Here is a 25,767-nt window from a genome sequence, read left to right as displayed (position 1 = left end):
ACACCCCTGCGATGCAACCCAATCCGGCTGACGGGGGAGCCAGCAACGCTGAAAAATTTACCCTCCTCTTTCCCACTAGCGGCTCCTTTTTCCGACAACCAGCACGGCGGATCCCTGCCGCGGCGCTGTGAACGCAGCATTTTGATTGGTATCGTTGGCCTTCAGGCTCGTCAGTCAAACAGACCCAGGAGCAGCTCAGCCGGTGGCGCCCGGCTTTCGGGTAACGCCCTGGTCCCGCTGGTTTCGGCTTTGTGCTTCAGGTGATCAAGGATCTGCTTGATCACTATAGGGTCTTCAATGCAGGCGATGACTTTCATGGCGCCGCCGCAGCCGCTGCAGGTCTCGATGTCGATATTGAAAAACACGCTTGAGCCGTTGCGCCCATGTCATCGACGCTCGCCGTTGTGCTGGTGTTGCCGGTTCATCAGCCACCCTGACCTTGTTGCCCCTGCCCCCGTTTTTGCCGGCGTGACCAACGCCCGGTGCCGACTGTTGAGTGCGAACACCCCGTGGAAGCGGGTTAGGTTGACTCTGGGCTTCGGTACCAGGGCGGCCAGCCTTGCAATGAAATCCAATGGTTCGAAAAATGACGTGCGTGGTGCCGTCCCGGTACGGCGTCTTGAGCTGGTAGCGCACGTTGCCGCCTCGTGTTAACGACAGCCGCTTCTCGGATACCGCCGGGCGGCTGATGTACCGGCACAGCCGTTCGAGTTTGCTGCGCTCATGGGCCTTGGCCGCTACGCCGGCATGTAGCGAGAAACCGGCAACCTTACCGGGCATGTCACCAAACTGATCTTCCGGGTCGCAGGCGGGCAGTGTCTGCAGGGTGAACACCTTGCGCCCTGCCTGTGGCCCCACGGCGATGCGATACGTGATGGAATGCCCCAGCAGTGGAGTCATCGCATCTTCATCCACCGCATCCAAGGCCAGGTAACTGTTTTCAGCATCCCGCTCCAGTAGGCCTTGCCGCTCCAAATAGCGGCCGACCCGATGGGCGATGGTGTGCGCCAGTTGGGTGAGTTCGGCGCTGGTCGGCGCCCTGACCCAGAGGAACCGGGCTGTTCCATTGGGACGCTCAACGTACACGCCATCGAGGAACAGCATGTGAAAGTGAATGTTGAGGTTCAGTGCACTGCCGAAGCGCTGGATCAGGGTGACGGCACCGGTCTTGGCCGCTTGGTGGGTATAGCCCGCTTTCTTGACCAGATGCGTGGCGATGACGCGGTAAACGATGCCCAACACCCGGCCCATGACCTCCGGCCGGCTGGCGAACAGAAAGCGCAATTGAAAGGGAAAGCTGAGTACCCATTGGCGCATGGGCTGTACGGGCAGAACCTCATCGACCAGTAGCGCGGCGCTTTCGGCCATACGCCGTGCGCCACAACTAGGACAGAAGCCCCGACGTTTGCAGCTGAACGCAACCAGGTGCTCAGCGTGACACGACTCACAACGCACCCGCAGAAAGCCGTGTTCGAGACGGCCGCATTTGAGGTAGGCGTCAAACTCGCGTTGCACATAACCGGGCAGTTCCCTGCCCTGCGCCGCCAAATGGGCAGCGAACGTCGGGTAGTATTCTTCGACGATCCGATAGAGCAGGGTTTGCTCGGGCCGGTGACGCTGGTAACGACCAGTGTTCTCGTCCCGGCTGGCCATCCTGGCCGCCACTTGGGGCATGATCCGCATCCTTGCGATACTGTGTTTTTATACAGTTTATCGCTCAGCTGCGAGATATTGAAGTCTCAGCTGTGATGCCAGCCAGTGCCAGACATTGCCTGTGAGTGCCAGTCACTCCCACTCGATTGTAAATGAGTGCATATTTCTATTTATTTTCAAACAGTTACAAAGAAGCATATTCACAATACCATCAAAAATACCATGCTCAGAAATTTCTTGTAAAAAAATTTATTTTGAGCGGATAAATGCGCCATTTTACGGCGTATGCAAGTGGCGATAATATTAAGGACAATCCTTACCAAATACATGCAAATTCACCATAGGATGGTGCAATTTCAGCATACGATGCTGATACCACGATGGTTCACGAATCGTCAGCTCATAACCCAATGCTTCCAAAGCTAGAAGATAAGATGCTTCATCTTCAGGATTTTCTACAATCAAATCAATATCAATGATTGGTTTAGCGGCTAAGCCTTCAACTGCTGTTGATCCAACATGATCAATTGATAATACTAAATCACCCAAAGCACTCTTAATCAAAGATTTTTGTACGCTAAATCGTGCAAGCCAATCAGGATCATGCGCGACTATTTCAATATGTACTTGCTCAGGTTTACCTTTCACCCAAGGATTTTCATTAGGATCGCCTTCTTCAAAAATATAAATAGCCGCTTTTTGTTGTTGTGTTAATCGATTTTTTAACATTAGAACAATTCATCCAATAAAATGTAATAGCGAATCTTTTCCCAATCAGGTGTGATATTCAACTTCTCAAACAGCATATTGGGATCAAAATTTGGGTAAGCCATTCCGCCGTTATATCGTCCATCAAAATTATGCAATAAACTGCGATAGCACAATGCAATATCCTGATAACGATCAGCAATACCACTTCGGCCTAAATCAATAAAACCACTGATCTCACCTTGATCGATAAAGATATTGGGCAAACAGAAATCACCATGAGAAAAAACGAGATCTTCCTCAGGCTGATTTTGTTTCAACCATTCTAGTAATGCTTTGGGTGACGAAAAACCATTCTCACCATAAGTACCCGCTTCTGCATCATCCATATCACACAAACCATGTTCCACATTGTATTCTGCATGCTTTAATTTCTGCGACAATGTCGCATCATAAGGACAATGCTCAATCGGAATATTCCATAACATTTGTAGCGCTTGCACCAACATTTCCACCAATGATTCAGGTTGTTTTAACCAAAAATCAGAGCATGCATATTCACCTTTTAACTTTTCCATTAAAAGATAATGATGTTCTTCATGCTCCATGGCTTTAACAATATTTGGTAATGGTAATTGACCTTGTAACCATTGATACATTTGATGTTCACGCTGAGCTTCAGCAGTAGATTTTTCAACCTTCAAGACCAAATCTTCATAAAACATCACATTAGCATTCGACATGCCAACATTATCAATTCGATAAGTGCGATCGCCCAAATGTTCACGAATATTAATGGGTAAATTGTTTATCATTTTTTTGATCCTTGATTGAGGTAATAACAATATCATTTATATCTTTCTGTTCACGATGCTGACTAACTTTAATCCGATGAAAACTGTCAACGTTTCTGCCACAACACTGGTTAGCCAAATGCCATCAATGCCAAATATCCGTGGGAAAATTGCAATACCAATCAAAACAAACACTAAGCTATGTAATGCAGCAATGATGAGAGAATATTTAGCCGCACCTAAAGCTGTAAAATATGCAGTAATCAAAATATTCAGGCCACTGTGATTAGAGAATTGCACAGTATTAATTGGCATCGCTTCAATGCCCATTCTTTGTAATGTAAATACAGCTGCCGAGTTGCCAACATGCCCAAAAGCAACATGGGATTGGATAGTTAAAACGCGTTTTGGTTGGTTTGTCACGATGATCTCACTTTGCTACATCTTTTAATTTGATGCTCGATTATAGCGCAATGATTTTAATTTTGGGATTAGGTTCTTGAACCTAAATCGTGATCGCTTTCATTACCTTCCAATAGATGTGTCATTTCACGCACAGAAGCAATTTGATTGTTCTCAAACGTGAAAAATGCAATCACTCGTACATGTAATGTTTCACCATTCTTTTTAGTCACAAATACATCGTGAATATCCGCAGCTGTATCGCCTTCCACCATAAATTCAATGAATTCTACATGAGCTGTAGCAATCACTTCTTTCAATGCGACAACATGCTGAAAGAAACCATCGTAATCCAAGCTTTTACCATCCACCCATTGTGTATAGTTATTTGCAAAAAACGGTCTAACATCATCCACTGATTGATTCGCATCGAATAATACTTCAAATGATTCAGCCACTAATTTCTGATATTTATGCATGTTTTGATCTCCTTTTTTCATTATTCTTCTAAGTAATTTGTTAAAGCTTCCAAGAACAGCTGGGCTTTAGCCAATGTTTCATCATCCATTGTTGCTAAGAAATTCAAGTAATTTGCTTTGGCTTGCTCATGCAATACATGATGAATATCAGCAATATGCTCACCTTCTTTCGTTAACTGATAAAAGATCGACTTTTGGTTATCCTCAACTTGATATGTTGTGATCAATTCATCCTTCAATAATTTATTCACAGCCTTTGAAACTGCTGCTTTTGTTAATGCCAAAGCATCGCTGAGCACTTTATTATTCACAGCATCATGCTGCTGAATACAGCTCAAGATATGCAATTGTGTCAATGTGTAATTGCCTAAATCCTTCAATAAAGTTTCACGCTTTTTTTCTCGATGAATTTCCTGTGCATGCGTTAACTTTACTAAAGCTCGATACATTTTTTCTGTTTGTGTTGCCATAATTATCGCCCTAACTTTGTTTACCAGTTAACTATATTCTTGATTTAAATTATTGTCAACTGGTTAACTATAAATTTGAGTTAGCTTGATAAATACTTATAATGTCTCAATGATCAATAATCCTTTACTGAAAAAGCCGAGAATCGCTCGTGGTTGATGCACTTGGAATGTAGTGCATCGAATCGATAAAACATTCCATGTATTTGCCATTTTATTTGGAGCTTTGTCATGGAAAAAAAACATTGGTCAAAAGTGGAATATCTCCACGAAACTGTTAAAAACTCAAACATTATCATTAAAGGTCAACATAGCTATTACAGCGATTGCTGGGATCAAGGCTTTGAAGCTTCTGTTGTGCGCTATTTATATGGCGATGAAGAAAGCTTAAAGTGGGAGCCTTTATGGCATATTGATCAGCTATACATTGGTGATTATGTCTGCATTGGTGCAGAAGCTGTGATTCTTATGGGCGGCAATCATACACATCGCGCTGATTGGTTCAGCTTATATCCTTTTATGGAAACAATCGAAGAAGCTTATCAAAGCAAAGGTGATACACATATTCACGATGGCGATTGGATAGGCATGCGAGCGATGATTATGCCTGGTATTACAATTGGTGAAGGTGCAATCATTGCTGCAGGCAGCATTGTGACAAAAGATGTCGAGCCTTATGCCATTGTGGGTGGATCACCTGCGCAATTAATGAAATATAGATTTCCACCAGAAATCATTCAACAATTATTAGCATTGCATATTTATGATTGGGCACCTGAGAAATTTCAGGTACTTCGCCCATTCTTAACGCAAAATAATATTGAAGCATTGATTGAAGCTGAGAAAAATTATCCATTTTAATTATTGTTATTATCAATGAAACTATCCCTCTCAGTAGGAGGGATAGAGCTTAAACCTATTGCATTGTCCATTACATGGCTGGGAATTTTTCCTGCCACTGCCAACCACTTTCAGTCGCCACTAAATATTTGGTAATACCAATATTCGCTAAAAACTCTTGGTCATGTGCAACAATCACCAAAGCACCTCGATAACTCTGCAATAATTGCTCCAATGCTTGTAATGATGGCAAATCCAAATGGTTATTGGGCTCATCCAATAACAATAATTGTGCAGGTTCTTTTTGATATAAAGACAGAATCAAAGCAGCTTTCAATTGCTCTCCGCCACTTAAAGCATTCATGGGTTGATTAATCACTGTATTATCCAAACCCAATTGTGCCAATTGCATTCTTAAATCTGTAATTTTTTCTTTAGTTTGCCCATCTGAAATTTGATCCAAAATAGATTGTGATAAATCCAATGAAGACAATTGCTGATCCAAATAAGCAAAATTCACATGATGCTTCACTTCGCCTTGTAAGGGTGAAACCAACCCTGCCAATGTTTTCAGTAATACAGATTTGCCACTGCCATTTTTGCCCACAATAGCAATGCGATCGCCTTTTTCAATCTGCCCATGAAATTCTCGCAAATGCTCAGATAAATGTGGCAATGTAAGCTGATTCAATTCTGCCAATACTTTTGGCACAAAAGCGTCCACATCATAACCATGTAACACAACTGTTTCTTGCTGATCTAGACGATCTTTTGCAGATTGAATGGCTAGCTTGCCTTGTTCAGCAATCTGATCTCTTTGTTGTTTGGCTTTGCCTGAACTTAATTCACTGCGATTCTTTTGACGATCTAGCAATATCTTCGCTTGATTTTGCTCACCACGTTGTTTATTGGCTTGAGAGGATCGTTTCGCTTGTCGTTCTAATTGTTGCTGTGCAACTGCCAAGCGCTTTTTCTCTGTCTGTTTCACCGCATTCAACTGCTGAATAGCAGAAGCTAATTCGGCATCCCTTTGCTCAATATAATCTTGATAAGCACCGCTGTATGCTGTTAAGCCTTTAGCAGATAATTCCACAATGGCGCTCACTCGGTTCAACAAATAACGATCATGGGTGATAATGACCACCTGCCCTTGCCATGATTGAATCATCGACCATAAAACTTGTTTATAGTGATAATCCAAATGGTTGCTAGGTTCATCTAGAATCAAAATCTGCGCTTGTGATAAAAAAGCAGCCGCAATGCGAATACGCATTTGCTCACCACCGCTTAATTGCTGCATAGCAGTTGCTAACGAAACATGGGATAAAGACAGATCAGCCAATAAATTCAGAGCCTCATCCTGAATGCACCAACGCGAACCCACAGTTTCAAAATCATCAGGATCAACACTACCATTTTCGATGCGTTGCAATGAATTCAATATATATTGAATTCCCAATGCTTCAGCAATGGTTTCAGCGCTTTTTTCATGGGCTTTTTGTGATAAGTAATAAACTAAATCACTATTGATACATGAGCCTTCCGTTGGCAATAATCGCCCCGCCATGATTTGTGCCAATAAGCTTTTGCCAACGCCATTTCGCCCAATCAAAGCTGTGATTGGCTGAGAGAATGTATAAGTTAAGTCTGAAAAAACTGCGTTGCCATTTGGCAAACCATAAGACAACTGATTAAGCTGCAAAAATTTGGACATAAAACCTCCTTGATTGACGTATAGGAAGAATAAACGCCCTTTTCACCCAAGTCCAACAGCTTTGGACCGCAGTTGACTCTTTCGACACCCCTGCGATGCAACCCAATCCGGCTGACGGGGAGCCAGCAACGCTGAAAATTTACCCTCCTCTTTCCCACTAGCGGCTCCTTTTCCGACAACCAGCACGGCGGATCCCTGCCGCGGCGCTGTGAACGCAGCATTTTGATTGGTATCGTTGGCCTTCAGGCTCGTCAGTCAAACAGACCCAGGAGCAGCTCAGCCGGTGGCGCCCGGCTTTCGGGTAACGCCCTGGTCCCGCTGGTTTCGGCTTTGTGCTTCAGGTGATCAAGGATCTGCTTGATCACTATAGGGTCTTCAATGCAGGCGATGACTTTCATGGCGCCGCCGCAGCCGCTGCAGGTCTCGATGTCGATATTGAAAACACGCTTGAGCCGTTGCGCCCATGTCATCGACGCTCGCCGTTGTGCTGGTGTTGCCGGTTCATCAGCCACCCTGACCTTGTTGCCCCTGCCCCGTTTTGCCGGCGTGACCAACGCCCGGTGCCGACTGTTGGGTGCGAACACCCCGTGGAAGCGGGTTAGGTTGACTCTGGGCTTCGGTACCAGGGCGGCCAGCCTTGCAATGAAATCCAATGGTTCGAAAATGACGTGCGTGGTGCCGTCCCGGTACGGCGTCTTGAGCTGGTAGCGCACGTTGCCGCCTCGTGTTAACGACAGCCGCTTCTCGGATACCGCCGGGCGGCTGATGTACCGGCACAGCCGTTCGAGCTTCTTGCGTTCATCGGCCCTGGCCGCCACGCCGGCGTGCAGGCTGGACCCGGCTACCTTGCCAATCCCGTCACCGAACGGATCACCACTGGTCGGCAGAGTTTGCAAAGTGAACACCTTTCGCCCCGCCTGTGAACCGACAGCGATACGGTAAGTGATCGAGTGCCCCAGCAGGGGTGTCATCGGGTCGTCATCCACCGCATCCGAGGCCAGATAGCTGTTTTCGACATCCCGTTCCAGCAGGCCTTGCCGTTCCAGATAGCGACCCACCCGGTGGGCGATGGTGTGCGTCAGCTGGGTGAGCTCTGGGCTGGTCGGCGCCTTGACCCAGCGGAAACGCGCTGAGCCGTGGGATTGCTCGACATACACACCGTCGAGAAACAGCATGTGGAAGTGAACATTCAGATTGAGCGCCGATCCAAAACGCTGGATCAGGGTGACCGCGCCCGTCTTGGCCACTTGGTGGGTATGGCCCGCTTTCTTGACCAGGTGCGTGGCAATGACGCGGTAAACGATGCCCAGCACCCACCCCATGATCTCGGGCCGGCTGGCAAACAGGAAACGCAGCTGAAACGGGAAGCTCAACACCCACTGACGCATGGGTTGTTCAGGCAGTACTTCATCAACCAGCAAGGCGGCACTTTCGGCCATCCGCCGCGCCCCACAGCTCGGGCAGAAACCGCGACGCTTACAGCTGAAAGCGACCAGGTGCTCGGCGTGGCAAGACTCGCAGCGAACCCGTAGAAAGCCATGCTCCAGCCGCCCGCATTGGAGAAATTCTTCAAATTCCCGTTGCACATAGCCCGGCAATTCCTTTCCCTGCTCTGCCATAAGCGCAGCGAATGCCGGGTAATACTCGTCAACGATCTGATAGAGAAGGGTTTGCTCGGGTCGGTGGCTCTGGTAACGACCAGTATCCCGATCCCGGCTGGCCGTCCTGGCCGCCACATGAGGCATGTTCCGCGTCCTTGCAATACTGTGTTTACATACAGTCTATCGCTTAGCGGAAAGTTCTTTTACCCTCAGCCGAAATGCCTGCCGTTGCTAGACATTGCCAGCCAGTGCCCGTCACTCCCACTCAATAGTTGCCGGCGGCTTTGAGGAAACATCGTAGGTTACCCGCGAAATACCGGGAATCTCATTAATGATGCGGCTAGAAACCGTTTCTAAAAACTCATACGGCAAGTGTGCCCAGCGCGCTGTCATAAAATCGATAGTTTCTACTGCGCGCAATGCCACCACATACTCATAGCGGCGGGCATCGCCCACTACGCCAACCGACTTCACTGGCAAGAATACAGCGAAGGCTTGGCTGGTTTTGTGATACAGGTCAGCGGCATACAGCTCTTCGATAAAGATGGCATCAGCCAAGCGCAACCTGTCGGCATATTCTTTTTTTACTTCGCCAAGAATACGCACACCCAAGCCAGGGCCAGGGAAGGGATGACGGTAAACCATGTCGTAGGGCAGACCTAACTCCATACCGATCTTGCGCACCTCATCTTTAAACAGCTCGCGCAGCGGCTCCACCAGCTTGAGCGTCATAACACATTGATATTAGCTTCAATCTCTAAACCGTTGATTTGGAAATACATAATACCCTATTTGTTCATTCTTTTGTTATTTGTTGTATGTTGCGTTATTCCATCAATAATTTTATTCCAATCTTCGAAATGTAGTTCGTGTCCGGTTCCATCAAGCGTTATTAGTTTTGAGCCGTTTATCTTTTCAAGTAAAACTGCTGAATTCTTAAAATGCCATATTTTATCGTCCGTTCCGTGTACAATTAAGGTTGGTTGATTGATTTCGCTCAATCTGTTCCAGTATTCTTCACCACCTTGCAGTGCCGCATGATTGAACATACTTATATAGTTATTAGCTCTTTTAAATTCGGCTCTAATCAGTTTTTCACTTCTTTGTTTGTCAAATTGTTTCCTGCCGCTCATCAATTCAGCACCTTGAATTAAATAATTTGCCACACTGTCTTCATTTGTCCAATCTACGGTTTCAGCTTTTCCGTGAAAATCTAAAATACGCGTATCCATTTCAGGAATTGTGGGGTCTGAGTCGCCCCAAGGACCTGATGAGATTAGTGTTATTGAACTTACCCTGTCGGCATATTTTATTGATGCTATTTGAGAAATCAGTCCGCCCAGTGAAATTCCCACAAAATTGGCTTTGACTATTTTATAGCCGTCCAAAATTGAAATAGCATCATGGGTTAAGTCAACAATATCATAGGGGGTTGAACCCGGTTCGTAATTAGTAGATTTTCCTACGTCCCTATTGTCGTAGCGAATAACAAAAAATCCCTTTTCAGATAGTTTCTGGCAAAATTCAGCATCCCAATACAACATGGATACCGTTGCTCCCGCAATCAAGAGTATTGCCGGATCTTTTTCACATCCAAAACTTTCGGTAAAAAGTCTTATTCCGTTTTTTTTAACTATTTTCTCTTTCATTTCCTCGCCTTTCTGTTTTATAGATTCATTAGTTTTTGGAAAGAAAAGTCGAGGCTGAACATTTCCGTTTCGTTTATTATTGATTCTGCCTGTGCTTCTCTTCCATAAGCAAACATTTGCTGTTCATAATTTTCAATAGCCTCTTCAATGCTGTTAAATTTCCCATTGGTCAGATTATCCGACAATATCAAGGCATCCATCAACCCACTGTTTACGCCTTGTCCTGCAAAAGGAGGCATCAAATGAGCAGCATCTCCAATCATCGTTATGGGTAATGGACGCTTACTTTTCCAAGACTTATCTAAGGGAAATATTCGTGTCGCTAACCCTACAAAAGATGATGTCAAACGAATCAGTTCTTTGTAGCGTTCGTCCCAATCGGAAAATTTTTTCAGGAGAAAATCAACGACACTATTTCTGTCTTGAAAATCTACCCGCGTTTTGCTTTTCCATTCATCAGGTGTTTTAAAACTTATTCCAAAATGCAATGCACCATTATTATTAGGATTCGCAAATAATAAATTACCTTGATGAGCAGCCATTAGCCGGTTTCCATTGCAAAGCTGAAAAAATCCAGGACAGTTCACCTCCGGTTGATGAATATCGGCTTGTATATTGAAAGTACCTGTTTCTTCAACTTCCGTGTCGGTAACAAATTTTCTTACTTTAGACATTCCACCATTGGCAATAATAACCAGATCTGCTGTTTCACTCGATTTATCCTCAAAAGTTAGTATCCACTTCTCCTTATCAGGTTCAAGGGTAACAAGTTTTCTATCCCAAATGACGGTATCATTTTGTAAACTATTTAATAGGATAGTCCTTAAGTCATTTCTGTTTATTTCAGGATTGTCAAAACGATTTTCGGGTCTTACATTTTTTGTGGTTAAAATATTGCCCTTTTCATCAACAATATTTACACCCATTGGTAAAGCTAAGTCATAATAAGTTTGTAACAATCCCGCTCTTTTCATTGCTTCCTGTCCCGAATCCCTGTGCAGATCAAGTGTCCCACCAAAAATCCTTGCATCTTGGTCTTTGTCTCTCTCGTAAACTGTAATGTCCACGCCGTTTTGCTGTAACAATCTCGCCATTGTTAATCCAACAGGCCCGGCACCAATTATTGTAATTTTTTTATGTTTTAGTAAAGTCATATTCTTGTTCGCTGGTTTTAATGTCAACTAATGTCTGTCAATTTAATCACTTTGTTTTTTTTAAATTCAAACACGGATTTTCCTGATAACTTTAGCTTTTGCCCTTTTTTTAAGCCGTTCGGAAAGTCAATTGCTAAAATTGCTGTATAATCAATTTCTATTTCAGTGCTGTTGTCAAAATGCCTAAACGATTTAACTGTCTGTGTTCTCTTTGCAAAGTATGTTTTTGCTGTTTCTGCCTGTTGTTTAAACGCTGTTAACCCTTTCAGCGATAAACTTATATCATTATTTTGAATGTTTTCAAAAACAATATTATCGTCAAGGTCTGCAACCATTTTTTTGATATCAAATTGGTTGTATCCATCGATGTAGTTATTGATGATGTTTACTCTGTCGGTCATATTTTGTAATTATTTATCGGTTACATATTGGTGTTGTCTGTAGGTTGTTCTACGATAATTGCCAACTTTTAACTTCTATACGAAGGAACATGTTGGGATACTTGAACTTTCGATTTAGCGCCAACACGAGCAAACCGAAGTTAGCACCTACTCTCTATTCAGCATATTTTTTAAAAATACTTGTGGCAATGTGTCCGCCAAAACCAAAAGTATTACTCATTGCGTAATTCACTTGCCGTTGTTGTGATTGGTGTAACGTCAAGTTAAATATATCCCTATATTCAGGTTCAATATCTACCGAATTGATTGTTGGCGGAACAATGTTATTCTGAACAACGTATAGGAAGAATAAACGCCCTTTTCACCCAAGTCCAACAGCTTTGGACCGCAGTTGACTCTTTCGACACTCCCTGCGATGCAACCGTCCGGCGACGCCATGCAGCGCTGATTTACTCTCTCTTTCCCACTAGCGGCTCCTTTTCCGGCCAAATCCAGCACGGCGGATCCCTGCCACGCCTGGCGCTGTGGAGCGCAGCATTTTGATTGGTATCATTGTACTGCTACCGCCTCGTCTCAGTCAAACAGACCCAGGAGCAGCTCAGCCGGTGGCGCCCGGCTTTCGGGTAACGCCCTGGTCCCGCTGGTTTCGGCTTTGTGCTTCAGGTGATCAAGGATCTGCTTGATCACTATAGGGTCTTCAATGCAGGCGATGACTTTCATGGCGCCGCCGCAGCCGCTGCAGGTCTCGATGTCGATATTGAAAACACGCTTGAGCCGTTGCGCCCATGTCATCGACGCTCGCCGTTGTGCTGGTGTTGCCGGTTCATCAGCCACCCTGACCTTGTTGCCCCTGCCCCGTTTTGCCGGCGTGACCAACGCCCGGTGCCGACTGTTGGGTGCGAACACCCCGTGGAAGCGGGTTAGGTTGACTCTGGGCTTCGGTACCAGGGCGGCCAGCCTTGCAATGAAATCCAATGGTTCGAAAATGACGTGCGTGGTGCCGTCCCGGTACGGCGTCTTGAGCTGGTAGCGCACGTTGCCGCCTCGTGTTAACGACAGCCGCTTCTCGGATACCGCCGGGCGGCTGATGTACCGGCACAGCCGTTCGAGCTTCTTGCGTTCATCGGCCCTGGCCGCCACGCCGGCGTGCAGGCTGGACCCGGCTACCTTGCCAATCCCGTCACCGAACGGATCACCACTGGTCGGCAGAGTTTGCAAAGTGAACACCTTTCGCCCCGCCTGTGAACCGACAGCGATACGGTAAGTGATCGAGTGCCCCAGCAGGGGTGTCATCGGGTCGTCATCCACCGCATCCGAGGCCAGATAGCTGTTTTCGACATCCCGTTCCAGCAGGCCTTGCCGTTCCAGATAGCGACCCACCCGGTGGGCGATGGTGTGCGTCAGCTGGGTGAGCTCTGGGCTGGTCGGCGCCTTGACCCAGCGGAAACGCGCTGAGCCGTGGGATTGCTCGACATACACACCGTCGAGAAACAGCATGTGGAAGTGAACATTCAGATTGAGCGCCGATCCAAAACGCTGGATCAGGGTGACCGCGCCCGTCTTGGCCACTTGGTGGGTATGGCCCGCTTTCTTGACCAGGTGCGTGGCAATGACGCGGTAAACGATGCCCAGCACCCACCCCATGATCTCGGGCCGGCTGGCAAACAGGAAACGCAGCTGAAACGGGAAGCTCAACACCCACTGACGCATGGGTTGTTCAGGCAGTACTTCATCAACCAGCAAGGCGGCACTTTCGGCCATCCGCCGCGCCCCACAGCTCGGGCAGAAACCGCGACGCTTACAGCTGAAAGCGACCAGGTGCTCGGCGTGGCAAGACTCGCAGCGAACCCGTAGAAAGCCATGCTCCAGCCGCCCGCATTGGAGAAATTCTTCAAATTCCCGTTGCACATAGCCCGGCAATTCCTTTCCCTGCTCTGCCATAAGCGCAGCGAATGCCGGGTAATACTCGTCAACGATCTGATAGAGAAGGGTTTGCTCGGGTCGGTGGCTCTGGTAACGACCAGTATCCCGATCCCGGCTGGCCGTCCTGGCCGCCACATGAGGCATGTTCCGCGTCCTTGCAATACTGTGTTTACATACAGTCTATCGCTTAGCGGAAAGTTCTTTTACCCTCAGCCGAAATGCCTGCCGTTGCTAGACATTGCCAGCCAGTGCCCGTCACTCCGCGGTCTTCACTGCGTGATCGAGTTGATCGACACCCGCCGTGACACGCTCCATGAAGTGCCTGCCTGCGTCTGTTAGCCGAACGCCCCGCGCATGGCGCTCAAATAGCAGGACACCAAGGTTATCCTCCAGCGCTTTCACACGCGCGCTGACGCTCGACTGGCTGATACCAAGTGCCTTGGCCGCATGCCGAAAATTCAGATGCTCGGCGACGGCGATGAACTGAACAAGGGAAATGAGCGGTATCCTGCCAGACAGGATACCGACATTCACGAGGTTTCGATGGTTAGTGCGCCGCATCGGAGCGGGCCTGCTACCAGTCGTCGGTAGACGACTGGCGACTTCTCGGTGGCAGCATCACGGGATCGAAGGAGCGCCAGCCCCAACGACACCAGCACTGCCATTGCCGTGGCGTAACAAATCACGGGCCACGCTGTATCGCCGTTTAACAGCGTCACCGCCAATGTCCCGACGATACTGACTATCAGGCTTTGGATGCAGAAGTAGAACGCGACCGCTGATCCCGCGATGTCGTCGAACTCTGCCAAAGCGCCGTTCGCGGTAACGGACACCGTGAAGACAATACCGACCGCGACAACCCACATCGGTAGGATGAAGGTGAGGAATGACGGCGAGCCGTAAAGTTCGCCGATCCCCAACAGGACCGCTCCGCAAACAAGCAACGCCATCCCACGCGCCACGCATCCTGCGATGCCCCATCTGGCGACAAAGGACTTCGCGAAACGGGTTGTCACGATCATTACAAGCGCGACAGTGGCGAAGGCAAAGCTGAATCCGATCTCGGAATATTCCGCTTGGCCTATGAGCACACGGGGAGCCGTCGAGAAGAAGACGAAGAAGGTGCCCATACCGGCGCTAAAGCCGACAGTGTAAACCCAAAAAGCCGGACTCGCGAAGATCGGCAAGACAGATCGGCGCGTCTTGACTTGATCCAGAGGGCGGGTTTCGTGCCACCTGAAACCCGCATTTAGGAGTGCGAGCATCGCCAGTATAGCCAAAGTAATGAATATCGCCTGCCATCCCAAGAACTCGCCGATCAATGCTCCGGCGATAGGGCCGAGCGCAGGCACGAACGCCAGCATCGAACTGAAAAGGCCGTAGATGACGACACCCTCAGGACGGTTGGCATAAACGTCGCGAACCGTCGCGAACGTCGCCACCAGCATGGCCGACGCGCCCACTGCTTGAAGTAGACGGAAAGCGACAAAGGCCGGTGCAGTTGAAGACCAAGCTGCTCCCAGAGACGCAATGACGAAAGCCGTTGCGCCCGCAAGTAGAATTGGCCGTCGCCCGATTCTGTCTGAGAGCGGACCAAAAATCACCTGGCCCACGCCGAGCATCACCATATAGAGGCTCAACGTGAGTTGGATCATAGCGGGCGTCGTGTTCAGGATGCCGGGCATCGCTGGAACGACAGGGAGATAAATATCCATCGCCAGTGAAGCGAGGATGTCGAAAGGAGCCATCAGCAGCAGTGCTGCCGGCAGCGTATAGGCCCACGCGGGGCGTGTGGTGGTCATGCGACGAATCAACCTCGATTAAGCGAATACCGGCGACGTCTGCTCGCCTCGCAATCAGAAGATGAGAGACTAGTTTCCAGCAGAGAGCGCCTTCGCAATGCACAATACCGGTTGTTGCGTGGCTCACTTTTGGTTCGCTGACTCTGGAATTTCCCATCTGATTACTCCACGCTGCCGAACATGAATTGCCACATTTTATCCGATTATCTTTTGCTTCTGCACGCGGCATGGGCGCACTCAGCGTCTCCAGCCCTCTGCCGCCCTAACTGCCACGACACCGACCCGCCCTGCACGATGCCCATAACTCCGTGCGTGGCCGAGCTGGCGGTGGTCGATGACGGCCGCCACGGGACAAGCGTGAATCTCATGGGATTTCTCGACCATACGGCGAACTTGCCGCCTCGACAGATGCACGTGTTCCGGTAAACTTTGCCGCCGACGCTCTCGCCAGTCGTGGCGGCGCGCGGAACGGCAGGCCCTACCAAAGCCATATCCGATCCGACGCCGGCGACCTGCAGCCTCCCGCAGGAGTATGGCGAGAAGCTGCGCCGCAGAAGACGCGGCTGTCCCGGCAGCAGGGTGGCGTCGCCCTGTTCGATATGAGCTTCGCGGCGCTGGTCCATGGCTTGCGTAGGGACTTGCTGCCCGGAAGCCGGTTGGCGCAAGGTCGGCGTCTCGCCGTGGATCAGCCAGCCGGCCCAGCCAGGTCGCGCTTTCTCGTCCGATCCGATTCCGGTTTCCGTTCAGATCGACCGAAAGCGACGCGAACGCCGGCCTCGACTGCTCGGCCGCGCTGCCATGCGCGGCGGCACGGCTGACCAGATCATCGGGATGCGCCATTGGCTTCGGCGCGTCGATCCGCCTGACGATACCGGCTCCGAGCAGCAGCGCCTCCAGCCGGCGCACATGGGCATCGACATAGCCTCATAGCGTCGCCGCCGCCCGGGAACGCGGCACGGCAGGGAAGAATAAACGCCCTTTTCACCCAAGTCCAACAGCTTTGGACCGCAGTTGACTCTTTCGACACCCCTGCGATGCAACCCAATCCGGCTGACGGGGAGCCAGCAACGCTGAAAATTTACCCTCCTCTTTCCCACTAGCGGCTCCTTTTCCGACAACCAGCACGGCGGATCCCTGCCGCGGCGCTGTGAACGCAGCATTTTGATTGGTATCGTTGGCCTTCAGGCTCGTCAGTCAAACAGACCCAGGAGCAGCTCAGCCGGTGGCGCCCGGCTTTCGGGTAACGCCCTGGTCCCGCTGGTTTCGGCTTTGTGCTTCAGGTGATCAAGGATCTGCTTGATCACTATAGGGTCTTCAATGCAGGCGATGACTTTCATGGCGCCGCCGCAGCCGCTGCAGGTCTCGATGTCGATATTGAAAACACGCTTGAGCCGTTGCGCCCATGTCATCGACGCTCGCCGTTGTGCTGGTGTTGCCGGTTCATCAGCCACCCTGACCTTGTTGCCCCTGCCCCGTTTTGCCGGCGTGACCAACGCCCGGTGCCGACTGTTGGGTGCGAACACCCCGTGGAAGCGGGTTAGGTTGACTCTGGGCTTCGGTACCAGGGCGGCCAGCCTTGCAATGAAATCCAATGGTTCGAAAATGACGTGCGTGGTGCCGTCCCGGTACGGCGTCTTGAGCTGGTAGCGCACGTTGCCGCCTCGTGTTAACGACAGCCGCTTCTCGGATACCGCCGGGCGGCTGATGTACCGGCACAGCCGTTCGAGCTTCTTGCGTTCATCGGCCCTGGCCGCCACGCCGGCGTGCAGGCTGGACCCGGCTACCTTGCCAATCCCGTCACCGAACGGATCACCACTGGTCGGCAGAGTTTGCAAAGTGAACACCTTTCGCCCCGCCTGTGAACCGACAGCGATACGGTAAGTGATCGAGTGCCCCAGCAGGGGTGTCATCGGGTCGTCATCCACCGCATCCGAGGCCAGATAGCTGTTTTCGACATCCCGTTCCAGCAGGCCTTGCCGTTCCAGATAGCGACCCACCCGGTGGGCGATGGTGTGCGTCAGCTGGGTGAGCTCTGGGCTGGTCGGCGCCTTGACCCAGCGGAAACGCGCTGAGCCGTGGGATTGCTCGACATACACACCGTCGAGAAACAGCATGTGGAAGTGAACATTCAGATTGAGCGCCGATCCAAAACGCTGGATCAGGGTGACCGCGCCCGTCTTGGCCACTTGGTGGGTATGGCCCGCTTTCTTGACCAGGTGCGTGGCAATGACGCGGTAAACGATGCCCAGCACCCACCCCATGATCTCGGGCCGGCTGGCAAACAGGAAACGCAGCTGAAACGGGAAGCTCAACACCCACTGACGCATGGGTTGTTCAGGCAGTACTTCATCAACCAGCAAGGCGGCACTTTCGGCCATCCGCCGCGCCCCACAGCTCGGGCAGAAACCGCGACGCTTACAGCTGAAAGCGACCAGGTGCTCGGCGTGGCAAGACTCGCAGCGAACCCGTAGAAAGCCATGCTCCAGCCGCCCGCATTGGAGAAATTCTTCAAATTCCCGTTGCACATAGCCCGGCAATTCCTTTCCCTGCTCTGCCATAAGCGCAGCGAATGCCGGGTAATACTCGTCAACGATCTGATAGAGAAGGGTTTGCTCGGGTCGGTGGCTCTGGTAACGACCAGTATCCCGATCCCGGCTGGCCGTCCTGGCCGCCACATGAGGCATGTTCCGCGTCCTTGCAATACTGTGTTTACATACAGTCTATCGCTTAGCGGAAAGTTCTTTTACCCTCAGCCGAAATGCCTGCCGTTGCTAGACATTGCCAGCCAGTGCCCGTCACTCCCACTCAATAGTTGCCGGCGGCTTTGAGGAAACATCGTAGGTTACCCGCGAAATACCGGGAATCTCATTAATGATGCGGCTAGAAACCGTTTCTAAAAACTCATACGGCAAGTGTGCCCAGCGCGCTGTCATAAAATCGATAGTTTCTACTGCGCGCAATGCCACCACATACTCATAGCGGCGGGCATCGCCCACTACGCCAACCGACTTCACTGGCAAGAATACAGCGAAGGCTTGGCTGGTTTTGTGATACAGGTCAGCGGCATACAGCTCTTCGATAAAGATGGCATCAGCCAAGCGCAACCTGTCGGCATATTCTTTTTTTACTTCGCCAAGAATACGCACACCCAAGCCAGGGCCAGGGAAGGGATGACGGTAAACCATGTCGTAGGGCAGACCTAACTCCATACCGATCTTGCGCACCTCATCTTTAAACAGCTCGCGCAGCGGCTCCACCAGCTTGAGCGTCATAACACATTGATATTAGCTTCAATCTCTAAACCGTTGATTTGGAAATACATAATACCCTATTTGTTCATTCTTTTGTTATTTGTTGTATGTTGCGTTATTCCATCAATAATTTTATTCCAATCTTCGAAATGTAGTTCGTGTCCGGTTCCATCAAGCGTTATTAGTTTTGAGCCGTTTATCTTTTCAAGTAAAACTGCTGAATTCTTAAAATGCCATATTTTATCGTCCGTTCCGTGTACAATTAAGGTTGGTTGATTGATTTCGCTCAATCTGTTCCAGTATTCTTCACCACCTTGCAGTGCCGCATGATTGAACATACTTATATAGTTATTAGCTCTTTTAAATTCGGCTCTAATCAGTTTTTCACTTCTTTGTTTGTCAAATTGTTTCCTGCCGCTCATCAATTCAGCACCTTGAATTAAATAATTTGCCACACTGTCTTCATTTGTCCAATCTACGGTTTCAGCTTTTCCGTGAAAATCTAAAATACGCGTATCCATTTCAGGAATTGTGGGGTCTGAGTCGCCCCAAGGACCTGATGAGATTAGTGTTATTGAACTTACCCTGTCGGCATATTTTATTGATGCTATTTGAGAAATCAGTCCGCCCAGTGAAATTCCCACAAAATTGGCTTTGACTATTTTATAGCCGTCCAAAATTGAAATAGCATCATGGGTTAAGTCAACAATATCATAGGGGGTTGAACCCGGTTCGTAATTAGTAGATTTTCCTACGTCCCTATTGTCGTAGCGAATAACAAAAAATCCCTTTTCAGATAGTTTCTGGCAAAATTCAGCATCCCAATACAACATGGATACCGTTGCTCCCGCAATCAAGAGTATTGCCGGATCTTTTTCACATCCAAAACTTTCGGTAAAAAGTCTTATTCCGTTTTTTTTAACTATTTTCTCTTTCATTTCCTCGCCTTTCTGTTTTATAGATTCATTAGTTTTTGGAAAGAAAAGTCGAGGCTGAACATTTCCGTTTCGTTTATTATTGATTCTGCCTGTGCTTCTCTTCCATAAGCAAACATTTGCTGTTCATAATTTTCAATAGCCTCTTCAATGCTGTTAAATTTCCCATTGGTCAGATTATCCGACAATATCAAGGCATCCATCAACCCACTGTTTACGCCTTGTCCTGCAAAAGGAGGCATCAAATGAGCAGCATCTCCAATCATCGTTATGGGTAATGGACGCTTACTTTTCCAAGACTTATCTAAGGGAAATATTCGTGTCGCTAACCCTACAAAAGATGATGTCAAACGAATCAGTTCTTTGTAGCGTTCGTCCCAATCGGAAAATTTTTTCAGGAGAAAATCAACGACACTATTTCTGTCTTGAAAATCTACCCGCGTTTTGCTTTTCCATTCATCAGGTGTTTTAAAACTTATTCCAAAATGCAATGCACCATTATTATTAGGATTCGCAAATAATAAATTACCTTGATGAGCAGCCATTAGCCGGTTTCCATTGCAAAGCTGAAAAAATCCAGGACAGTTCACCTCCGGTTGATGAATATCGGCTTGTATATTGAAAGTACCTGTTTCTTCAACTTCCGTGTCGGTAACAAATTTTCTTACTTTAGACATTCCACCATTGGCAATAATAACCAGATCTGCTGTTTCACTCGATTTATCCTCAAAAGTTAGTATCCACTTCTCCTTATCAGGTTCAAGGGTAACAAGTTTTCTATCCCAAATGACGGTATCATTTTGTAAACTATTTAATAGGATAGTCCTTAAGTCATTTCTGTTTATTTCAGGATTGTCAAAACGATTTTCGGGTCTTACATTTTTTGTGGTTAAAATATTGCCCTTTTCATCAACAATATTTACACCCATTGGTAAAGCTAAGTCATAATAAGTTTGTAACAATCCCGCTCTTTTCATTGCTTCCTGTCCCGAATCCCTGTGCAGATCAAGTGTCCCACCAAAAATCCTTGCATCTTGGTCTTTGTCTCTCTCGTAAACTGTAATGTCCACGCCGTTTTGCTGTAACAATCTCGCCATTGTTAATCCAACAGGCCCGGCACCAATTATTGTAATTTTTTTATGTTTTAGTAAAGTCATATTCTTGTTCGCTGGTTTTAATGTCAACTAATGTCTGTCAATTTAATCACTTTGTTTTTTTTAAATTCAAACACGGATTTTCCTGATAACTTTAGCTTTTGCCCTTTTTTTAAGCCGTTCGGAAAGTCAATTGCTAAAATTGCTGTATAATCAATTTCTATTTCAGTGCTGTTGTCAAAATGCCTAAACGATTTAACTGTCTGTGTTCTCTTTGCAAAGTATGTTTTTGCTGTTTCTGCCTGTTGTTTAAACGCTGTTAACCCTTTCAGCGATAAACTTATATCATTATTTTGAATGTTTTCAAAAACAATATTATCGTCAAGGTCTGCAACCATTTTTTTGATATCAAATTGGTTGTATCCATCGATGTAGTTATTGATGATGTTTACTCTGTCGGTCATATTTTGTAATTATTTATCGGTTACATATTGGTGTTGTCTGTAGGTTGTTCTACGATAATTGCCAACTTTTAACTTCTATACGAAGGAACATGTTGGGATACTTGAACTTTCGATTTAGCGCCAACACGAGCAAACCGAAGTTAGCACCTACTCTCTATTCAGCATATTTTTTAAAAATACTTGTGGCAATGTGTCCGCCAAAACCAAAAGTATTACTCATTGCGTAATTCACTTGCCGTTGTTGTGATTGGTGTAACGTCAAGTTAAATATATCCCTATATTCAGGTTCAATATCTACCGAATTGATTGTTGGCGGAACAATGTTATTCTGAACAACGTATAGGAAGAATAAACGCCCTTTTCACCCAAGTCCAACAGCTTTGGACCGCAGTTGACTCTTTCGACACCCCTGCGATGCAACCCAATCCGGCTGACGGGGAGCCAGCAACGCTGAAAATTTACCCTCCTCTTTCCCACTAGCGGCTCCTTTTCCGACAACCAGCACGGCGGATCCCTGCCGCGGCGCTGTGAACGCAGCATTTTGATTGGTATCGTTGGCCTTCAGGCTCGTCAGTCAAACAGACCCAGGAGCAGCTCAGCCGGTGGCGCCCGGCTTTCGGGTAACGCCCTGGTCCCGCTGGTTTCGGCTTTGTGCTTCAGGTGATCAAGGATCTGCTTGATCACTATAGGGTCTTCAATGCAGGCGATGACTTTCATGGCGCCGCCGCAGCCGCTGCAGGTCTCGATGTCGATATTGAAAACACGCTTGAGCCGTTGCGCCCATGTCATCGACGCTCGCCGTTGTGCTGGTGTTGCCGGTTCATCAGCCACCCTGACCTTGTTGCCCCTGCCCCGTTTTGCCGGCGTGACCAACGCCCGGTGCCGACTGTTGGGTGCGAACACCCCGTGGAAGCGGGTTAGGTTGACTCTGGGCTTCGGTACCAGGGCGGCCAGCCTTGCAATGAAATCCAATGGTTCGAAAATGACGTGCGTGGTGCCGTCCCGGTACGGCGTCTTGAGCTGGTAGCGCACGTTGCCGCCTCGTGTTAACGACAGCCGCTTCTCGGATACCGCCGGGCGGCTGATGTACCGGCACAGCCGTTCGAGTTTGCTGCGCTCATGGGCCTTGGCCGCTACGCCGGCATGTAGCGAGAAACCGGCAACCTTACCGGGCATGTCACCAAACTGATCTTCCGGGTCGCAGGCGGGCAGTGTCTGCAGGGTGAACACCTTGCGCCCTGCCTGTGGCCCCACGGCGATGCGATACGTGATGGAATGCCCCAGCAGTGGAGTCATCGCATCTTCATCCACCGCATCCAAGGCCAGGTAACTGTTTTCAGCATCCCGCTCCAGTAGGCCTTGCCGCTCCAAATAGCGGCCGACCCGATGGGCGATGGTGTGCGCCAGTTGGGTGAGTTCGGCGCTGGTCGGCGCCCTGACCCAGAGGAACCGGGCTGTTCCATTGGGACGCTCAACGTACACGCCATCGAGGAACAGCATGTGAAAGTGAATGTTGAGGTTCAGTGCACTGCCGAAGCGCTGGATCAGGGTGACGGCACCGGTCTTGGCCGCTTGGTGGGTATAGCCCGCTTTCTTGACCAGATGCGTGGCGATGACGCGGTAAACGATGCCCAACACCCGGCCCATGACCTCCGGCCGGCTGGCGAACAGAAAGCGCAATTGAAAGGGAAAGCTGAGTACCCATTGGCGCATGGGCTGTACGGGCAGAACCTCATCGACCAGTAGCGCGGCGCTTTCGGCCATACGCCGTGCGCCACAACTAGGACAGAAGCCCCGACGTTTGCAGCTGAACGCAACCAGGTGCTCAGCGTGACACGACTCACAACGCACCCGCAGAAAGCCGTGTTCGAGACGGCCGCATTTGAGGTAGGCGTCAAACTCGCGTTGCACATAACCGGGCAGTTCCCTGCCCTGCGCCGCCAAATGGGCAGCGAACGTCGGGTAGTATTCTTCGACGATCCGATAGAGCAGGGTTTGCTCGGGCCGGTGACGCTGGTAACGACCAGTGTTCTCGTCCCGGCTGGCCATCCTGGCCGCCACTTGGGGCATGATCCGCATCCTTGCGATACTGTGTTTTTATACAGTTTATCGCTCAGCTGCGAGATATTGAAGTCTCAGCTGTGATGCCAGCCAGTGCCAGACATTGCCTGTGAGTGCCAGTCACTCCCACTCGATTGTAAATGAGTGCATATTTCTATTTATTTTCAAACAGTTACAAAGAAGCATATTCACAATACCATCAAAAATACCATGCTCAGAAATTTCTTGTAAAAAAATTTATTTTGAGCGGATAAATGCGCCATTTTACGGCGTATGCAAGTGGCGATAATATTAAGGACAATCCTTACCAAATACATGCAAATTCACCATAGGATGGTGCAATTTCAGCATACGATGCTGATACCACGATGGTTCACGAATCGTCAGCTCATAACCCAATGCTTCCAAAGCTAGAAGATAAGATGCTTCATCTTCAGGATTTTCTACAATCAAATCAATATCAATGATTGGTTTAGCGGCTAAGCCTTCAACTGCTGTTGATCCAACATGATCAATTGATAATACTAAATCACCCAAAGCACTCTTAATCAAAGATTTTTGTACGCTAAATCGTGCAAGCCAATCAGGATCATGCGCGACTATTTCAATATGTACTTGCTCAGGTTTACCTTTCACCCAAGGATTTTCATTAGGATCGCCTTCTTCAAAAATATAAATAGCCGCTTTTTGTTGTTGTGTTAATCGATTTTTTAACATTAGAACAATTCATCCAATAAAATGTAATAGCGAATCTTTTCCCAATCAGGTGTGATATTCAACTTCTCAAACAGCATATTGGGATCAAAATTTGGGTAAGCCATTCCGCCGTTATATCGTCCATCAAAATTATGCAATAAACTGCGATAGCACAATGCAATATCCTGATAACGATCAGCAATACCACTTCGGCCTAAATCAATAAAACCACTGATCTCACCTTGATCGATAAAGATATTGGGCAAACAGAAATCACCATGAGAAAAAACGAGATCTTCCTCAGGCTGATTTTGTTTCAACCATTCTAGTAATGCTTTGGGTGACGAAAAACCATTCTCACCATAAGTACCCGCTTCTGCATCATCCATATCACACAAACCATGTTCCACATTGTATTCTGCATGCTTTAATTTCTGCGACAATGTCGCATCATAAGGACAATGCTCAATCGGAATATTCCATAACATTTGTAGCGCTTGCACCAACATTTCCACCAATGATTCAGGTTGTTTTAACCAAAAATCAGAGCATGCATATTCACCTTTTAACTTTTCCATTAAAAGATAATGATGTTCTTCATGCTCCATGGCTTTAACAATATTTGGTAATGGTAATTGACCTTGTAACCATTGATACATTTGATGTTCACGCTGAGCTTCAGCAGTAGATTTTTCAACCTTCAAGACCAAATCTTCATAAAACATCACATTAGCATTCGACATGCCAACATTATCAATTCGATAAGTGCGATCGCCCAAATGTTCACGAATATTAATGGGTAAATTGTTTATCATTTTTTTGATCCTTGATTGAGGTAATAACAATATCATTTATATCTTTCTGTTCACGATGCTGACTAACTTTAATCCGATGAAAACTGTCAACGTTTCTGCCACAACACTGGTTAGCCAAATGCCATCAATGCCAAATATCCGTGGGAAAATTGCAATACCAATCAAAACAAACACTAAGCTATGTAATGCAGCAATGATGAGAGAATATTTAGCCGCACCTAAAGCTGTAAAATATGCAGTAATCAAAATATTCAGGCCACTGTGATTAGAGAATTGCACAGTATTAATTGGCATCGCTTCAATGCCCATTCTTTGTAATGTAAATACAGCTGCCGAGTTGCCAACATGCCCAAAAGCAACATGGGATTGGATAGTTAAAACGCGTTTTGGTTGGTTTGTCACGATGATCTCACTTTGCTACATCTTTTAATTTGATGCTCGATTATAGCGCAATGATTTTAATTTTGGGATTAGGTTCTTGAACCTAAATCGTGATCGCTTTCATTACCTTCCAATAGATGTGTCATTTCACGCACAGAAGCAATTTGATTGTTCTCAAACGTGAAAAATGCAATCACTCGTACATGTAATGTTTCACCATTCTTTTTAGTCACAAATACATCGTGAATATCCGCAGCTGTATCGCCTTCCACCATAAATTCAATGAATTCTACATGAGCTGTAGCAATCACTTCTTTCAATGCGACAACATGCTGAAAGAAACCATCGTAATCCAAGCTTTTACCATCCACCCATTGTGTATAGTTATTTGCAAAAAACGGTCTAACATCATCCACTGATTGATTCGCATCGAATAATACTTCAAATGATTCAGCCACTAATTTCTGATATTTATGCATGTTT

At 47.8% G+C, this 25,767-nt stretch carries 23 protein-coding genes and 5 pseudogenes; 1 reads left to right on the top strand and 27 read right to left on the bottom strand.

What is annotated here, in order from left to right; genetic code table 11:
* Positions 1–170 precede the first annotated feature (170 nt).
* From LDO51_RS09345 to LDO51_RS09320, 6 genes and pseudogenes are all read right to left on the bottom strand, one after another.
* Positions 171–1,674: pseudogene (locus LDO51_RS09345) on the bottom strand (transposase).
* A gap of 282 nt (positions 1,675–1,956) precedes the next feature.
* On the bottom strand, positions 1,957–2,382 hold the full coding sequence (locus LDO51_RS09340) for a GrpB family protein (RefSeq protein WP_156734117.1): 426 nt from the start codon (positions 2,380–2,382) through the stop codon (positions 1,957–1,959).
* Positions 2,382–3,176, bottom strand: coding sequence for an APH(3') family aminoglycoside O-phosphotransferase (locus LDO51_RS09335; RefSeq protein ID WP_165122347.1), 795 nt, complete (start codon positions 3,174–3,176; stop codon positions 2,382–2,384). Before LDO51_RS09335 ends, LDO51_RS09340 begins: the two co-directional genes overlap by 1 nt.
* 36 nt (positions 3,177–3,212) lie before the next feature.
* Positions 3,213–3,578 carry a hypothetical protein gene (locus LDO51_RS09330; protein ID WP_202981869.1) on the bottom strand — a complete coding sequence of 122 codons (366 nt, stop codon included), beginning with the start codon at positions 3,576–3,578 and terminating at the stop codon, positions 3,213–3,215.
* Positions 3,579–3,646: 68 nt separating this feature from the next.
* Positions 3,647–4,036, bottom strand: coding sequence for a nuclear transport factor 2 family protein (locus tag LDO51_RS09325; protein WP_165122346.1), 390 nt, complete (start codon positions 4,034–4,036; stop codon positions 3,647–3,649).
* A gap of 20 nt (positions 4,037–4,056) precedes the next feature.
* A complete protein-coding gene (locus LDO51_RS09320; protein ID WP_156734123.1) occupies positions 4,057–4,506 on the bottom strand; it encodes a MarR family transcriptional regulator in 450 nt (149 codons plus the stop codon).
* Positions 4,507–4,734: 228 nt separating this feature from the next.
* On the opposite strand from LDO51_RS09320, the gene LDO51_RS09315 reads away from it, so the two are divergent.
* Positions 4,735–5,364, top strand: a complete 630-nt coding sequence (locus LDO51_RS09315) for a CatB-related O-acetyltransferase (RefSeq protein WP_156734125.1) — start codon at positions 4,735–4,737, stop codon at positions 5,362–5,364.
* Positions 5,365–5,434: 70 nt separating this feature from the next.
* Here the strand turns inward: LDO51_RS09315 and LDO51_RS09310 are convergent, their stop codons facing one another.
* The 21 genes and pseudogenes from LDO51_RS09310 to LDO51_RS09210 all read right to left on the bottom strand — a co-directional run bounded on the left by LDO51_RS09310 (position 5,435) and on the right by LDO51_RS09210 (position 25,763).
* Positions 5,435–7,057, bottom strand: a complete 1,623-nt coding sequence (locus tag LDO51_RS09310) for an ABC-F family ATP-binding cassette domain-containing protein (protein ID WP_156734127.1) — start codon at positions 7,055–7,057, stop codon at positions 5,435–5,437.
* A gap of 251 nt (positions 7,058–7,308) precedes the next feature.
* The gene (locus tag LDO51_RS09305) at positions 7,309–8,802 is read right to left on the bottom strand and encodes an IS91-like element ISCR2 family transposase (protein WP_001120888.1); all 1,494 of its coding nucleotides are present in this window, start codon (positions 8,800–8,802) and stop codon (positions 7,309–7,311) included.
* 111 nt (positions 8,803–8,913) lie between these two features.
* Positions 8,914–9,390, bottom strand: a pseudogene (locus LDO51_RS09300) (glutamine-hydrolyzing GMP synthase); the annotation flags it as partial.
* Positions 9,391–9,446: 56 nt separating this feature from the next.
* The gene (gene estT, locus LDO51_RS09295; RefSeq protein ID WP_077782102.1) at positions 9,447–10,307 is read right to left on the bottom strand and encodes a macrolide hydrolase EstT; all 861 of its coding nucleotides are present in this window, start codon (positions 10,305–10,307) and stop codon (positions 9,447–9,449) included.
* 17 nt (positions 10,308–10,324) lie between these two features.
* The gene (tet(X), locus tag LDO51_RS09290; RefSeq protein ID WP_044502094.1) at positions 10,325–11,461 is read right to left on the bottom strand and encodes a tetracycline-inactivating monooxygenase Tet(X); all 1,137 of its coding nucleotides are present in this window, start codon (positions 11,459–11,461) and stop codon (positions 10,325–10,327) included.
* 23 nt (positions 11,462–11,484) lie between these two features.
* Positions 11,485–11,862, bottom strand: coding sequence for a hypothetical protein (locus tag LDO51_RS09285; RefSeq protein ID WP_044502095.1), 378 nt, complete (start codon positions 11,860–11,862; stop codon positions 11,485–11,487).
* 573 nt (positions 11,863–12,435) lie between these two features.
* On the bottom strand, positions 12,436–13,929 hold the full coding sequence (locus tag LDO51_RS09280; RefSeq protein ID WP_001120888.1) for an IS91-like element ISCR2 family transposase: 1,494 nt from the start codon (positions 13,927–13,929) through the stop codon (positions 12,436–12,438).
* Between the two features lie 111 nt (positions 13,930–14,040).
* Complete coding sequence (locus tag LDO51_RS09275; RefSeq protein WP_001255015.1) at positions 14,041–14,346, bottom strand: LysR family transcriptional regulator; 306 nt, start codon at positions 14,344–14,346, stop codon at positions 14,041–14,043.
* A 29-nt stretch (positions 14,347–14,375) separates the two neighbouring features.
* Positions 14,376–15,587 (bottom strand): annotated as a pseudogene (gene floR / locus LDO51_RS09270) (chloramphenicol/florfenicol efflux MFS transporter FloR); the annotation flags it as partial.
* Between the two features lie 203 nt (positions 15,588–15,790).
* Positions 15,791–16,252, bottom strand: coding sequence for a DUF3363 domain-containing protein (locus LDO51_RS19890; RefSeq protein WP_282560335.1), 462 nt, complete (start codon positions 16,250–16,252; stop codon positions 15,791–15,793).
* Between the two features lie 82 nt (positions 16,253–16,334).
* Positions 16,335–16,493, bottom strand: a pseudogene (locus tag LDO51_RS19885) (hypothetical protein); the annotation flags it as partial.
* 284 nt (positions 16,494–16,777) lie between these two features.
* On the bottom strand, positions 16,778–18,271 hold the full coding sequence (locus LDO51_RS09255) for an IS91-like element ISCR2 family transposase (RefSeq protein ID WP_001120888.1): 1,494 nt from the start codon (positions 18,269–18,271) through the stop codon (positions 16,778–16,780).
* A 111-nt stretch (positions 18,272–18,382) separates the two neighbouring features.
* A pseudogene (locus tag LDO51_RS09250) lies at positions 18,383–18,859 on the bottom strand (glutamine-hydrolyzing GMP synthase); the annotation flags it as partial.
* 56 nt (positions 18,860–18,915) lie between these two features.
* Positions 18,916–19,776 (bottom strand): macrolide hydrolase EstT, encoded by an 861-nt coding sequence (gene estT / locus LDO51_RS09245; RefSeq protein ID WP_077782102.1) that lies wholly within the window; start codon positions 19,774–19,776, stop codon positions 18,916–18,918.
* A gap of 17 nt (positions 19,777–19,793) precedes the next feature.
* On the bottom strand, positions 19,794–20,930 hold the full coding sequence (gene tet(X), locus LDO51_RS09240; protein WP_044502094.1) for a tetracycline-inactivating monooxygenase Tet(X): 1,137 nt from the start codon (positions 20,928–20,930) through the stop codon (positions 19,794–19,796).
* 23 nt (positions 20,931–20,953) lie between these two features.
* On the bottom strand, positions 20,954–21,331 hold the full coding sequence (locus tag LDO51_RS09235; RefSeq protein ID WP_044502095.1) for a hypothetical protein: 378 nt from the start codon (positions 21,329–21,331) through the stop codon (positions 20,954–20,956).
* A gap of 570 nt (positions 21,332–21,901) precedes the next feature.
* A complete protein-coding gene (locus LDO51_RS09230; protein ID WP_220788971.1) occupies positions 21,902–23,401 on the bottom strand; it encodes a transposase in 1,500 nt (499 codons plus the stop codon).
* Between the two features lie 282 nt (positions 23,402–23,683).
* Positions 23,684–24,109 carry a GrpB family protein gene (locus tag LDO51_RS09225; RefSeq protein WP_156734117.1) on the bottom strand — a complete coding sequence of 142 codons (426 nt, stop codon included), beginning with the start codon at positions 24,107–24,109 and terminating at the stop codon, positions 23,684–23,686.
* On the bottom strand, positions 24,109–24,903 hold the full coding sequence (locus LDO51_RS09220; protein WP_165122347.1) for an APH(3') family aminoglycoside O-phosphotransferase: 795 nt from the start codon (positions 24,901–24,903) through the stop codon (positions 24,109–24,111). The genes LDO51_RS09225 and LDO51_RS09220 overlap by 1 nt, the downstream gene beginning before the upstream one ends.
* Positions 24,904–24,939: 36 nt before the next feature.
* Positions 24,940–25,305: a hypothetical protein gene (locus LDO51_RS09215; protein ID WP_202981869.1), complete on the bottom strand. Its 366-nt coding sequence runs from the start codon at positions 25,303–25,305 to the stop codon at positions 24,940–24,942.
* 68 nt (positions 25,306–25,373) lie between these two features.
* Positions 25,374–25,763 carry a nuclear transport factor 2 family protein gene (locus LDO51_RS09210; RefSeq protein WP_165122346.1) on the bottom strand — a complete coding sequence of 130 codons (390 nt, stop codon included), beginning with the start codon at positions 25,761–25,763 and terminating at the stop codon, positions 25,374–25,376.
* Positions 25,764–25,767 lie beyond the last annotated feature (4 nt).

This window comes from Providencia alcalifaciens, assembly GCF_020271745.1.
Lineage (GTDB): Bacteria > Pseudomonadota > Gammaproteobacteria > Enterobacterales > Enterobacteriaceae > Providencia > Providencia alcalifaciens_B.
The sequence above is the reverse complement of the archived record's forward strand: the minus strand, read 5'-3'. Positions and strand labels throughout refer to the sequence as shown.